Consider the following 12,327-nt stretch of genomic DNA (forward strand, 5'->3'; position numbering starts at 1 on the left):
GGGCGGAGGCCTGCTGCTTGAGCGCTCCCAGGCGCGCGGTGAAGTCGCCGTCCATGGAGATGACCTCGCGCAGGGGCTTACGCATGTCCTGCTCACGCTTGGCGAAAGACTCCAGGTTGTCGCTGACCTCGTCCATGAGGCTCTCCAGATCCTCCAGAGCGGCATGGACCTTCTGGCCGCGCTCCCGGGGAGAGAGCCCGGCATCGGCGCGCGCCTTCTCCACCGCCTCCATGCGCGCGTGCGCAAAGAGGATGTAGAGCTTGAGTTTGGCGGCAGGGTCCTGGGAGACTTCGCGCAGTTGGTCGGTCTCAGCCTCGGTCAGGGGGTCGTGGCGCACCTGGGCGGGCGACGCGGGCGCGGCCAGGGAGGCCAGCAGCAGCAGGAGCGCGGCTTGGGTCAGGGCTCTCATTTCGGGGGCGCGAACATGAGGTGCAGCAGGTCGCGGCGGACCTTCTCCAGGCGGTCCTCGGCCTTCTGCACCGGGGGCTGGTCGTCGAAGGCCAGGCTGCGCCGGATCTCCTCCAGGCGCCGGCCCGCCTCCCGCAGGATGATCTCCGGCTGCTTCAGGTGCTTGGGGCTTTTTTGAGCGGCCTCGACGGCCAGCTCCGCGTAGTGGACGGCCTCCGCCACCGCGGCCTCGGCCTTCTCCACGTCCCCGTCCTTGTAATACTGGTCGGCGGCGTCGACCTCGGCCTCGACCACCCGCATGTTGGCCAGGGCAGCGTCGGCGGGCTTGGCGACCCGCGCCCGCTGCTTGAGCAGAGTCAGGTCCGGCTGAGGCGCGGGAGTGCCGGCTCCCAGGGCCAGGGTGGAAAGCGCGCCAACCGCGATGAGCAGCCAGCTCCTCCGCATGGGTCCTATTTCTCCCTCGCCTTGGGATCGATGGCCACCAGCCGATGGCGGGCCTGCCACTCCTGGTCGGGATACTTGCCATTCGCCGCCGCCAGGAACAGGCGGTAGTTCTCCGCCGCCTGCTTGTAGGCCCTCATGTTGTCATAAGCCGTGGCCCGGAGGAAGTAGGTAGCGGGGGTTTCGGGGAGATAGTGAGCGCGGGCGTCGAGCACGCGCAGGGTCAGGGGATAGTCCTTGTTCTCGCTGGCCGCGACCGCCAGGTCGCCGTAAGCTTCCGCCAGGTCGGGCTTGAGCCGCAGTGCCGCGATCAGCTCCTGCTCGGCTTCTGCGAACTTGCGTTGCTGCATCAGGACCGTGCCCAGGGCGTAGTGCAACTGAGAGTCCTGGGGATGTGTCTGCAGCAGGGCGCGATACTGGGCGGCCGCCTGATCGTACTTCTTGGCAGCGGCATTGATGCCGGCCACCTCCCGCAGGGCGTCGGGGTCGTCGGGCGAGAGCTTCAGGACGGTCTGCAACTCTTCCGCCGCCGCATCCTGGTTTCCCTCCGCGGCCAGGATCCGGGCCAGTTGCAGGTGGGCGGTGGCGTCTTGCGGGTCCTGGGCGAGATAGGCGCGCAGCGCGGCCTCCGCCCCGGGCAGGCGCTTGCCCTTGCTGTAGATGTTGACCAGGCCGGCCAGGGCCTCGCTGGACCGCGGATCCAGTTCCACCGCCTGGCGAAACTCCTTCTCCGCGCCGGCGAGGTCGCTCTGTTGCTCCAGCAGCTCGGCGGCGGCGAGATGAGGCGCCGTGTCCTTGGGCTGCAGCGCGGCCGCCTGTTGGAATGCCTTCAGGGCCTCGTCGGGCTGCTGCTTCTGGAGGGCATGACCCAGCGCCATCCAGGCCTGCGCCAGGCTCTCCTGGGGATGGGCGCTGGGCTTGAGGGTGGTGGCGGCGCGCAGGAAGGTGGCGGCGTCTGGGTCGCCGGCGGCCAACAGCGCCGATCCCAGGGCGAGATTGGATTCGAAGACGTCGGGCTTGGCGGCCACCGCCCGGCGATAGGCGTCGATCTCCTGCGGCCTGCGCCCGGTGGCCCCGTAGACGAATCCCAGGTCGTACCAGGCGCGGTAGTCCTTGGGATTGGCGGCCACCGCCTGGGCCAGCAGGGGTTCGGCGGCGGCATAGTCGCCCTTCTCGATGGCCGCCTCGGCCTGCTCCACCTGGGGCGAGACAGCATTCTCCACCACCGCCTCACGGTGGTGGCGGACGGTGGGCTTGGACTGGGCGCGGGCAGCCGGCGCGCTCGCGGCCAGCGCCGCGGCCAGGCCCAGTGTCAGGCGGATTTTACCGGCGGCCATTGGAGCGCGCGCTCCCGTTGTTCCGTAGGATGCGGGCCAACCACTTCCCGGTATAGGAATTTGCCGCGCGGGCGATGACCTCCGGGGGGCCCACCGCCACCACCTCCCCGCCGCGCTCGCCCCCCTCCGGACCCAGGTCGATGACCCAGTCGGCGGTCTTGATGACGTCGAGGTTGTGCTCGATCACCAGGATCGACCCCCCTGCCTCGATCAGGCGGCGGAAGGCGGCCAGCAGCTTGCTGATGTCGTCGAAGTGCAACCCGGTGGTGGGTTCGTCGAACAGGTAGAGGACGCGGTGGGGACGGCGGCCCTCGCCTTGTGCCGGCCCCGGCCGGCTGCCGTCCGACTTGCTTCCCGCGTGCGTCGTGGGCTGCAGGCGGGCGGACAGCTTCATGCGCTGTGCCTCGCCCCCGGAGAGCGTGGTCGCCGACTGTCCCAGGCGCAGGTAGCCCAGCCCCACCTCCTCCAGTACGCGCAGCTTCTCCGTGACCTTGGGAGCGGGGGCGAAGAAGGCCAGCGCCTCCTTGACCGTGAGCTGCAGGACCTCGTGAATGTTCTTGCCCTTGTAGCGGACCTCCAGCACTTCGGCCTTGTAGCGCGTGCCTTTGCACTCCTCGCAGACCAGTTCCACGTCCGCCAGGAACTGCATCTCCACCGTGACCGTGCCGTCGCCCTGGCAGGCCTCGCAGCGGCCGCCGGGGATGTTGAAAGAGAAGTGGCCGGCGGCGTAGCCCCGCTTCTCCGACTCGGGCAGGGAAGCGAACAGCTCGCGGATGCCGTCGAAGGCCTTGATGTAGGTCACCGGGTTGGAGCGCGGGGTGCGTCCGATAGGAGACTGGTCCACCAGCACCACTTCGTCCACGAACTGCGCTCCCTCCAGGCGGTCGTAGAGGCCGGAGGCGGCGCCGGCGCCGTTGCTCTGATGCTTGGCGGCGGCCAGCGCCTGGTAAAGCACGTCGTGCACCAGGGTGGACTTGCCTGAGCCCGAGACCCCGGTCACTGCGGTGATGGTGCCCAGAGGGATGGCGACGTCGATGCGCTTCAGGTTGTGGGCGCGCGCTCCGGTCAGCCGGAGCTGCGCCGGGCCGGGCGTACGCCGCCGCGCCGGAGGCTGGATGCGCAGCTCCCCCGCCAGGTAGCGGCCGGTGAGCGAGCCCGGCGTGGCGCAGAGTTGGGCGTAGTCTCCCGCCGCCACCAGGCGCCCGCCGTTCTCCCCCGCCCCCGGCCCCAGATCGAGGATGCGGTTGGCGGCGCGCATGACCTCCAGGTCGTGCTCCACCACCAGGATGGTGTTGCCCAGGTCGCGCAGGTCGTGCAGGATGCGGATCAGGCGCGAGGTGTCGCGGCTGTGCAGGCCGATGGAAGGTTCGTCCAGAACGTAGAGCGCGCCCACCAGGCGCGAACCCAGCGAGGTGGCCAACTGGATGCGCTGGGCTTCGCCTCCGGAAAGCGTGGAAGCCAGCCGGTCGAGGGTGAGGTACTCGAGTCCCACGTCGTTCAGGAAAGTGAGGCGTTCGCGGATCTCCTCCAGCACCTTGCCCGCGATCTCTTCCTGCACCGGGGTGAGGGCCAGCTCGCGGAAGAATGCCCCTGCCTGCTCCACCGTCAGGCTCGAGACCTCGCAGATGTTCTTGCCGGCGACGCGCACGTGGCGGGCCTCGGCGCGCAGCCGCATGCCGCCGCACTCGGTGCAAGTGGCATAGCCGCGGTAGCGGCTCAGGAAGACGCGTACGTGCAGCTTGTACTTCTTGCGCTCCAGGTAGGCGAAGAAGCCGTTCAGCCCGGGGAAGTGCCCGTCGCCCTCCATCACCCGTTGCCGGTGCGCCGGCTCGAGCTCCGCCCAGGGCGTGTCCAGAGGGATGTCGTGCAGCTTGGCGAAGCGCTTCAGGTCGGCGAACAACGGCCGGTACTTGGGCTTGGTCCAGGGCTCGATGGCGCCCTCGCTCAGGCTCTTCTGCGGGTCGGGGACGACCAGGTCCATGTCGAAGTCGATGGTGTTGCCGAAGCCCTGGCAGCGGGGGCAGGCGCCGTAGGGATTGTTGAAGGAGAACAGCCGCGGCTCCGGCTCCTCGTAGCGGATGCGGCAGCGTTTGCACTCGAAGCGCTGGGCGAAGCGTAGTTGTTGCGGCGCTTCCTCACCGCGGGGAGCGGTCTCGAGGACGACTTCGCCGGACTCGCGGTAAGCGATCTCGACCGCGTCCACCAGCCGGGCGCGGATCTCAGGTGCGACCGCCAGGCGGTCTACCAGCAGGAAGACCGGCTCCGCGAAGTCGACGTCGAGCAAGGACTCCGGCGTCGAGAACTCGAAGACCTGCCCCCTCTGGTAGAGCCGGTTGAAGCCGGCCTTGCGCAGCTCGAAGAGGCGGGACTTGAGCAGATCGGAGGTGGCCGCGGCTTGCCCCCCGGTTTCGACCCGGGGCTTTTTCCGTGCCTTGGGCTTGGCCTCAGCCGCCGGGATCGCGGCCGGTGCCCGCAGCGGGAACAGGACATGGAGCCGCGTCCCTTCCTCCATCGCCAGGACGGCGGCGGCCACCTCGTCCACCGTGTCCTTCTTGACCTCGCCGCCGCACTTCAGGCAGAAGGTCTGGCTGATGCGCGCGAACAACAAGCGCAGGTAATCGTAGATCTCGGTGGCGGTGGCCACGGTGGAGCGCGGGTTGCGGGTGGTGTTCTTCTGCCGGATGGCCACCGCGGGGGCGATACCCTCGATCACGTCCACGTCCGGCTTCTCGATGCGCTCCAGGAACTGGCGGGCGTAGGCGGAGAGCGATTCCACGTAGCGCCGCTGCCCCTCGGCGTAGATGGTGTCGAAGGCCAGGGAAGACTTGCCCGAGCCCGAGACCCCGGTCACCACCGTCAAGGTGTTGAGGGGGATGTCGAAGTCGATGTTCTTCAGGTTGTGGACGCGGGCGCCCCGCACCACGATGGCTTCGTGTTCCTGCGCCATTGCTGCGGGGCCTTCGCCGCCCCTACGGCTCTTCAGGGCGACACCTTCCTCAGACCGGTTCGGCATGGGTGGTGGAATTCCTGATTATAACTCTCGGCACGCATCGCCGGCGGTGTGCTTCCGGCTCGCCAGAAATGAAAAAGCCCGGGCACGCGCGCCCGGGCTCCATTCCCCTTGCAATCGATCAGAGCTCTTCGTCTTCGGGCAGGTAGCTTGCTTCGTCGTCGCGCTCGTGGCTGTCCTTCAGGTAGACGGTGATCCCGGCGAAGCCCGCGATCAGCCCCAGGGTGGGGATCATCAGCACGATGACGGCGTGGCTCAAGGCGAGCTGTCCCTTCTGGTTGGCGCCTTCGGCCGAGGTGGCGCACATGGAGCATCCCTGCCCGAAGGCGGGGAGGGCGAGCGCGAACAGCAGAAGCAGGGTGGCGAGTCGTAGTTTCATGGCTACTTCACTCCCAGGTGGATGATGCGCACGGCATCGGCGAAGAACATGGACATCAGGCACAGGCAGATGACCAGCACCGGCATCAGCACCCGGCGCATGCGCTGGCTCTCGTACTTCATGTGCATGAAGAAGAGGATGATGAGCGCCGCCTTGATGACCGAGAGCGCCATCAGGATCAGCAGCATCTTCACCGGCTCCATGTTCTGGTAGGCCAGGAAGACCTCGATCCCGGTGAAGACCAGCAGCGCCGCCCACACGTAGAAGAAGACCCCCAGCTTGTGCTCGTGCTGGGGAAGCGCCCCGTGGTTCGCAACCTGCGTGTCATGCGACATCCGCTTCTCTCTCCTACTGGATCCTGGTGGACATGAGGTACACCAGGGGGAAGATGAACATCCACACCAGGTCGACGAAGTGCCAGTACAGCCCGCTGACCTCGACGTCCACCGCGTCGTACGCCTTGGGTTTCAGGAACAGGATGACGGCCGCGATCACCGCCGCCAGCAGCAGCACGAAGGAACCGTAGAAGAAGACCAGGTTGTGAGTGGACCAGGTCACGCCGGCGGCGATCCCCCACAGCACCACCAGGATGGGCAGCCACTTCTTGCGCAGCGCGATCACTCCCAGGTAAACCACCCCCAGGGTGACGTGCAGCATGTGCATGCCGGTGAGGGTGAAGAAGGTGCCGGCGAACTGCGGCACCGTCTGGCGCACCTGCGCCAGTTCGCCCCCGCTCTCCGCGCCCGCTGGCACCGGGAAGATGGGCAAGCGCATGCCTTCGTGCATCAGCCCGGTCCACTCCCAGGCGTGCAGGATGACGAAGCCGGCGCCCAGCGCCATGGTGGCCAGCAGCCAGCCGCGCGCCGCGCTCATCTTGCCGTGCGAGGCCGCCGCCACCCCCAGCACCATGGTCAGCGAACTGGAAAGCAGGAAGGCGGTCATGATGGTGGCGCGCACGATGCTGGCCCCATGGAAGGGCATGGGCCAGCCCGGCGTCGAGATCCGTCCGTAACTGTAGGCGAACAGCAGCGCCCCGAAGGTCAGGGAGTCGGACATGAGGAAGAACCACATGCCCAGCTTCTTGGAGTTGGTGCGGAACAGGGGCGGCTCGTACGCCCCTACCGCCGGGTGATGCACCGCCACATCCGCCATCGTGTTCGTCTCCGGTTATCGCAGAACGTGCAGCAGAACGAAGATGTAGACCCACAAGAGGGCCATGAAGTGCCAGTACCACGAAGTCACGTCCACCACGATCAGACGGCGCGCCAGCGGCGCCCTGCCCCAGGCAGTGAGCGCGGCATAAGCCAGCGCCAGCACCCCGCCCAGCAGGTGCGCGGCGTGCGTCCCGGTGAGAAGGTAAAAGAACGAGCTGCTGGGATTGCTGGCGATGTAGACGCCCTGGGCCTGCAACCCGCGCCAGGCCAGCCACTGGCCCAGCAAAAAGCCGGCGCCCAGCACCAGCGTCAGCGCCAGCCAGGGAGAGCGCGAAGCGCGGGCCTGGACCAGCCAGCGCGACTCGGCAGCGAACTGCGCCGCCAGGCTGCGCCGACCCAACTCCAGAGTGGCGCTGGAAGCCAGCAGGAGGGCCGTATTCAACCACAGGAGCGCGGGCAGGCTCAACGCCCGCCAGTCGAGCGCGTAAGCCTTGGTGGCATCGTCCCAAGTGCCCAGGTTCTGGCGCACGATGTAGGCGCTGGTGAAGGCCACGAAGAGCATCAGCACGGGGGTCAGGCCGGCCATCAGTCCGATGCGATAGCGGCGCAGCCGGCGGCGGAAGTCGGTGAGGGCCAGGTGGCCCCCGTCGCCGCCCCCCTGCGGAGGCCGCCCCGCGCCGCGCTCGCCCAGCTTGGGTTCGCGCTCATCGATCGCGATGGGTGGGGTCAGAGTCGCCATGATGCCTAGTGCGCCGCCCCCTCGCCGTACTGCTTGGGATCGTTCTGCATGACGAAGTCCTGGGGCGCGCCCGGCACGCTGTACTCGTAGGGGCCGTGGTAGACCACCGGGGTCTTCCCGCCGAAGTTGTCATGCGGGGGCGGCGAGGGCACCGTCCACTCCAGCGTGGTGGCTTCCCAGGGATTGATGGGCGCCTTCGGGCCCTTGAACATGCTCCAGAACAGGTTGATGAGGAAGAGGAACTGCGCCCCGATGGTGATGAAGGCGGCGATGGTGATGAAGTGCTGCAGCGGCATCAGACCGTGCAGATAGCTCACCTCGGTGAGCTGCGAGTAGCGCCGTGGGTGGCCGGCCAGTCCCAGGTAGTGCATGGGCATGAAGATGGCGTAGGCGCCGATGAAGGTCAGGAAGAAGTGGATCTTCCCCAGGCCGTCGTTCATCATCCGCCCGAACATCTTGGGGAACCAGTAATAGGTGGCCGCGAAGATGCCGAAGATGGCGGCCACGCCCATGATGAGGTGGAAGTGCGCCACCACGAAATAGGTGTCGTGCAGCGGGATATCGAGCGCCGGCTGCGCCAGGAAGGGGCCGCTCAGGCCCCCGGTCACGAATAACGAGACGAAGCCGATGGCGTAGAGCATGGGGGTGGTGAAGCGCACCCGCCCGCGCCAGATGGTTCCCAGCCAGTTGAAGGTCTTGATGGCCGAGGGCACGCCAATGGCCATGGTCATGTAGCTGAAGGCGAAGGCGGAGTAGGGGCTCATGCCGCTCATGAACATGTGGTGGCCCCATACCAGGAAGCCGAGCACCCCGATGGCCAGCACGGCATACACCATCGCCTTGTAGCCGAAGATGGGCTTGCGCGAGAAGGTGGAGAGCAACTGCGAGCACACCCCCATGCCGGGCAGGATGGCGATGTACACCTCGGGATGTCCGAAGAACCAGAACAGGTGCTGCCACAGCAGGGGGGAGCCGCCCTTGTGATTGATGATCTGCCCGCTCAGCACCAGCCCGCCGGGCACGAAGAAGCTGGTGCCGGCGTTGCGATCGAGCAGCAGCAGGATGCCCGCGGCCAGGAGCACGCCGAAGGCCAGCAAGCCCAGGATGGCGGTCACGAACCAGGTCCAGGTGGTCAGCGGCATGCGCATCAGCGACATGCCGCGCGCCCGCAGGTCCAGGGTGGTGGTGATGAAGTTCAGCGCCCCCATCATCGAGGCCACGCAGAACAGCGCGATGCTGGTGATCCACAGGTCGGCGCCCAGGCCTTCGCCCGGACCCGAGGATTGCAGGGCGCTCAGCGGAGCGTAGCCGGTCCAGCCGTGCAGGGGCGCGCCCCCGGTCACGAAGAAGGCCGCCACCATGACCACCAGGGCCAGGAAGGTGGTCCAGAAGGAGAGCATGTTGAGCACCGGGAAGGCCATGTCCGGCGCCCCGATCTGGATGGGCAGCATGTAATTGCCGAAGCCGCCCTGCGGCGCCGTGGTCAGCACGAAGAAGACCATGAAGGTGCCGTGCATGGTGAGCAGCGCCAGGTAGGTCTCGGGCTTGATGTCGCCGAAGATGGGCAGGTGGGCTTCCGGCCACACCAGGTGGATGCGCATCAGCAGCGACAGCCCCATTCCTAGAAATACCGAGAACAGCGCCAGGAAGTAGTACTGCAGGCCGATCACCTTGTGATCGAGGCTGAAAACATACTTGCGAATAAACCCAGTCGGTGCGGGATGAACGTGGACCTGTTCCGAAGTCGCCATGGTTTTACTGTTTCTCCGCCTCTCGCTCCGCCAGCCACTTGGCGAAGTCTTGTTCGCTGACCACCTTGAGCACGGCGTGCATCTTGTAGTGCCCCAAGCCGCAGAGTTCGGCGCAGGCGATCTCGTAGTCGCCGGTCTGGGTGGGGGTGAAGTGCATGTGGATCATCAGCCCGGGCACTGCGTCCTGCTTGAAGCGCATGGCGGGGATGAAGAGGGAGTGGATCACGTCCTGCGAACGCAGGGTGAGGTCCACCTGGCGGTTGACGGGCAGCACCATCACTCCCGAAACCACATCGTCCTTGCCGGCGGGGTCGGCGTCATCGATGCCCACAGCGTTGCCCACCGAGGCGTCTTCCAGCTCCGGCTTGGTGCGGCCGTACTGGCCGTCGGGCCCGGGATAGCGGAAGTACCAGGCGAACTGCAACCCCGTGGCCTCTACCTGGATGGCGCCCGGCTGCGGCGGGGTGAAGCGCTGCTCCGCCCAGATGCGGTTGCTGGCCATCACCAGCCCCAGGAAGAGGATGGCGGTCAGCGTCGTCCAGGTGAACTCCAGGGTGTTGTTGCCGTGGCTGAAGTGGGCCTTCTGCCCGCGGTCGCGGTAGCGCCACACGAACAGCCCCAGCCCCAGTTGGGCCGCCAGGAAGACGATGCCCATGAGCACAAAGGTGAGATCGAACTGGCGGTCGATGGCCGGGGCCGCGGCACTGGCCGCGTGCGGCAACCACCAGGTGTGGGCATAGAAGAAATAGGAACTTACCAGGGTGATCAGCCAGATGACGACCAGCAGAACCAGACCCATCAGCTACCGTCTCCCCAAGCCGAGAGTGGACACAGAAACCCGCAAGCCGTTGCTAAGCGTGCGCGTGGCGCGAGATGTTATCACACGACCTTGTGACATGCCAGACCTCGAGCCGGGGACGTCGCGGAAGGGAAGACGAGGGGAAGGGGAGCGGCCGCGCTCAACCGCGTCCGTTCGCGATCATGCGCAGGAATTCCTGGTGCACGCGCGGGTCCGCGCTCAGTTCGGGATGGAAGGTGGCGGCCAGCACCTTGTCTTGCCGGACGAGCACGGGCTCGCCTTGGCTGCTGGCCAGCACCTCCACGTCCGCGCCCACGCGCTCGAAGCGGGGAGCGCGGATGAAGACCATCTCCAGCGGGCCGCCCGCCAGCCGGGTCTCGCCCTCACGGATGGAACTCTCCACCTGCCGCCCGTAGGCGTTGCGGCGGATGCGCACGTCCAGCGCCTCCAGGCTGGGCTGCCGCGGGTTCTCCACTTCCTTCGCCAGCAGGATGGCGCCCGCGCAGGTGCCGAAGGTGGGCTTGGCGCGCGCGAAGGCGCGCAGCTTCTCCAGGAAGCCGCCCTGCTCGAGGAACTTCAGGAAGGTGGTGGACTCCCCCCCGGGAATGACCAGGGCATCCACGGCGTCGAGCTGCTCGGGCTGGCGCACCAGCGCCACCTCCGCGCCCAATTCCTCCAGCCGCCGCTTGTGCGCGTCGTAGTCGCCCTGGATGGCCAGCACGCCGACTTTCATGGGAAGCATTCAGCACTCCGCCGTCAGCGCTTAGCCGGCCCTAAGGAAGGACCCCCGCGGCGGGCTGAATGCTGGGTGCTGATCGCGGAGTGCTGCTCCTCTACCATCCCCGCTTCTGCAACAGGTCCGCTTCCGCCAGCGCGCCCACCGCCAGTCCGTGCATGGCGCTGGGCACGTCCTCGCTGACCTCGAGCAGCACCTTGGGATCGTCGAAGTGGGTGCAGGCCTTGACGATGGCGCGAGCGCGCCGCTCCGCCTCCTCGGGGGCGGCGAACTCGGTGGCGTTCTTCATGAAGATGCCCGACCCCACGAAGATGGCCTCTGCCCCCAGTTGCCGCACCAGGGAAGCGTCGGCGGGGGTAGCAATGCCGCCGGCGGAAAAGTTGGGCACCGGCAGCCTGCCTTCGCGGGCGACCATCTGCACCAGCTCGAAGGGCGCGCCCAACTCTTTGGCCCGGGCCATCAGTTCGTCTGCGCGCAGCACGGTCAGCTCGCGCATCTCCTTCATGATGGCGCGCATGTGCTTGACCGCGTGCACCACGTCGCCGGTGCCGGCCTCGCCCTTGGTGCGGATCATGGCCGCACCCTCGCCGATGCGCCGCAGCGCCTCGCCCAGGTTGCGCGCCCCGCACACGAAGGGCACCTGGAAGGCGTGCTTGTCCACGTGGTGCTCCTCGTCGGCCGGGGTCAGCACCTCGGACTCGTCCACGTAGTCCACTCCCAGCGCCTCCAGGATCTGGGCCTCGGCGAAGTGCCCGATGCGGCACTTGGCCATCACCGGGATGGAGACCGTGTCCATGATCTCGCGGATCTTGCGTGGGCTGGCCATGCGCGCCACGCCGCCCTGGGCGCGGATCTGCGCGGGCACGCGCTCCAGCGCCATCACCGCCACTGCTCCCGCCTGCTCGGCGATGCGCGCCTGCTCGGAGTTGGTGACGTCCATGATCACCCCGCCCTTGAGCATCTCGGCGAGGCCGGTCTTCAGGCGCAGGCCGCTTCCATTGTTGTCTGCCATATCTCCTCGCACTCCTGAGCGCCTCCTGGCGCCCGCTTGCCGCTCCGCCGGAGCTTACATCTTACGCCGGGTCCGTGGCTCCGGCGCGTGGGTCACACCATGGGCACGGTCTGGCGCAGGGGCGCGGGTCGGCGTAACTCCGCCGACTCCAGGCTGCGCGCCAGCCGGCGCACGCCTTCCTCGATCTTGTCCACCGGCAGGGCAGAGTAGCACAAGCGCAATTCGCGGCCGCCGCTGGCATCGGGGTAGAACAGTTCGCCGCTGGCGAACACCACGCCCGCCGCCAAGGCCGCACGCAGCAGCGCCGCGCTCTGCAGATGCGGCGCCAGCCGGCACCACAGGTAGAGCCCGCCGCCGGGCACGGAGAACTCCAGCGCGCGCGGCGGCACTTCCCGCCGCAGCGCCGCCACCAGGGTGTCGCGCCGGCGGTGGTGCTCCACCCGCAGCTTCCTCAGGTGCTCGTCGAAGACGCCGCTGCGCAGCATCTCCGCCACCACCAACTGCCCCAGGCCCTCGGTGAAATGGTCGAGGGTGACCTTGGTCTCCGCCAGTTGCCCCACG

Annotated in this window: 13 protein-coding genes; all 13 read right to left on the reverse strand. The window is 67.6% G+C overall.

What is annotated here, in order from left to right; genetic code table 11:
- The coding region (locus VEG08_11465) for a hypothetical protein (protein ID HXZ28601.1) at positions 1-409 on the reverse strand (409 nt) is incomplete at its 3' end.
- Positions 406-852: a hypothetical protein gene (locus tag VEG08_11470; GenBank protein ID HXZ28602.1), complete on the reverse strand. Its 447-nt coding sequence runs from the start codon at positions 850-852 to the stop codon at positions 406-408. The genes VEG08_11470 and VEG08_11465, both read right to left, overlap by 4 nt.
- Before the next feature lie 5 nt (positions 853-857).
- Positions 858-2,186: a tetratricopeptide repeat protein gene (locus VEG08_11475; protein ID HXZ28603.1), complete on the reverse strand. Its 1,329-nt coding sequence runs from the start codon at positions 2,184-2,186 to the stop codon at positions 858-860.
- Positions 2,173-5,133: an excinuclease ABC subunit UvrA gene (gene uvrA / locus VEG08_11480; GenBank protein HXZ28604.1), complete on the reverse strand. Its 2,961-nt coding sequence runs from the start codon at positions 5,131-5,133 to the stop codon at positions 2,173-2,175. The genes VEG08_11475 and uvrA overlap by 14 nt, the downstream gene beginning before the upstream one ends.
- Positions 5,134-5,317: 184 nt before the next feature.
- A complete protein-coding gene (locus VEG08_11485) occupies positions 5,318-5,575 on the reverse strand; it encodes a hypothetical protein (protein HXZ28605.1) in 258 nt (85 codons plus the stop codon).
- A gap of 2 nt (positions 5,576-5,577) precedes the next feature.
- Positions 5,578-5,910, reverse strand: coding sequence for a cytochrome C oxidase subunit IV family protein (locus VEG08_11490; protein HXZ28606.1), 333 nt, complete (start codon positions 5,908-5,910; stop codon positions 5,578-5,580).
- A gap of 13 nt (positions 5,911-5,923) precedes the next feature.
- The gene (locus VEG08_11495; protein ID HXZ28607.1) at positions 5,924-6,727 is read right to left on the reverse strand and encodes a hypothetical protein; all 804 of its coding nucleotides are present in this window, start codon (positions 6,725-6,727) and stop codon (positions 5,924-5,926) included.
- A 15-nt stretch (positions 6,728-6,742) separates the two neighbouring features.
- A complete protein-coding gene (locus VEG08_11500; GenBank protein HXZ28608.1) occupies positions 6,743-7,468 on the reverse strand; it encodes a cytochrome c oxidase subunit 3 in 726 nt (241 codons plus the stop codon).
- Between the two features lie 5 nt (positions 7,469-7,473).
- Positions 7,474-9,219 carry a cbb3-type cytochrome c oxidase subunit I gene (locus tag VEG08_11505; GenBank protein ID HXZ28609.1) on the reverse strand — a complete coding sequence of 582 codons (1,746 nt, stop codon included), beginning with the start codon at positions 9,217-9,219 and terminating at the stop codon, positions 7,474-7,476.
- A gap of 4 nt (positions 9,220-9,223) precedes the next feature.
- Positions 9,224-10,018 carry a cytochrome c oxidase subunit II gene (gene coxB / locus VEG08_11510; protein HXZ28610.1) on the reverse strand — a complete coding sequence of 265 codons (795 nt, stop codon included), beginning with the start codon at positions 10,016-10,018 and terminating at the stop codon, positions 9,224-9,226.
- Between the two features lie 160 nt (positions 10,019-10,178).
- Positions 10,179-10,751, reverse strand: coding sequence for a pyridoxal 5'-phosphate synthase glutaminase subunit PdxT (gene pdxT, locus VEG08_11515; GenBank protein HXZ28611.1), 573 nt, complete (start codon positions 10,749-10,751; stop codon positions 10,179-10,181).
- A 100-nt stretch (positions 10,752-10,851) separates the two neighbouring features.
- Entirely contained in the window at positions 10,852-11,766 is a 915-nt protein-coding gene (pdxS, locus tag VEG08_11520; GenBank protein HXZ28612.1) for a pyridoxal 5'-phosphate synthase lyase subunit PdxS, read from the reverse strand.
- A 92-nt stretch (positions 11,767-11,858) separates the two neighbouring features.
- Positions 11,859-12,327 (reverse strand): aminotransferase class I/II-fold pyridoxal phosphate-dependent enzyme (locus VEG08_11525; protein HXZ28613.1); only part of this gene is annotated, 469 nt, incomplete at its 5' end.

This window comes from Terriglobales bacterium, from assembly GCA_035624475.1.
GTDB lineage: Bacteria > Acidobacteriota > Terriglobia > Terriglobales > Acidobacteriaceae > DASPRL01.

Bases quoted from the DNA above. Each gene is read 5' to 3' on its own strand.
- pdxS (HXZ28612.1), bottom strand. From the start codon at position 11,766: ATGGCAGACAACAATGGAAGCGGCCTGCGCCTGAAGACCGGCCTCGCC.
- uvrA (HXZ28604.1), bottom strand. From the start codon at position 5,133: ATGGCGCAGGAACACGAAGCCATCGTGGTGCGGGGCGCCCGCGTCCAC.
- VEG08_11490 (HXZ28606.1), bottom strand. From the start codon at position 5,910: ATGTCGCATGACACGCAGGTTGCGAACCACGGGGCGCTTCCCCAGCAC.
- VEG08_11505 (HXZ28609.1), bottom strand. From the start codon at position 9,219: ATGGCGACTTCGGAACAGGTCCACGTTCATCCCGCACCGACTGGGTTT.
- coxB (HXZ28610.1), bottom strand. From the start codon at position 10,018: ATGGGTCTGGTTCTGCTGGTCGTCATCTGGCTGATCACCCTGGTAAGT.
- VEG08_11470 (HXZ28602.1), bottom strand. From the start codon at position 852: ATGCGGAGGAGCTGGCTGCTCATCGCGGTTGGCGCGCTTTCCACCCTG.
- VEG08_11500 (HXZ28608.1), bottom strand. From the start codon at position 7,468: ATGGCGACTCTGACCCCACCCATCGCGATCGATGAGCGCGAACCCAAG.
- pdxT (HXZ28611.1), bottom strand. From the start codon at position 10,751: ATGAAAGTCGGCGTGCTGGCCATCCAGGGCGACTACGACGCGCACAAG.
- VEG08_11485 (HXZ28605.1), bottom strand. From the start codon at position 5,575: ATGAAACTACGACTCGCCACCCTGCTTCTGCTGTTCGCGCTCGCCCTC.
- VEG08_11475 (HXZ28603.1), bottom strand. From the start codon at position 2,186: ATGGCCGCCGGTAAAATCCGCCTGACACTGGGCCTGGCCGCGGCGCTG.
- VEG08_11495 (HXZ28607.1), bottom strand. From the start codon at position 6,727: ATGGCGGATGTGGCGGTGCATCACCCGGCGGTAGGGGCGTACGAGCCG.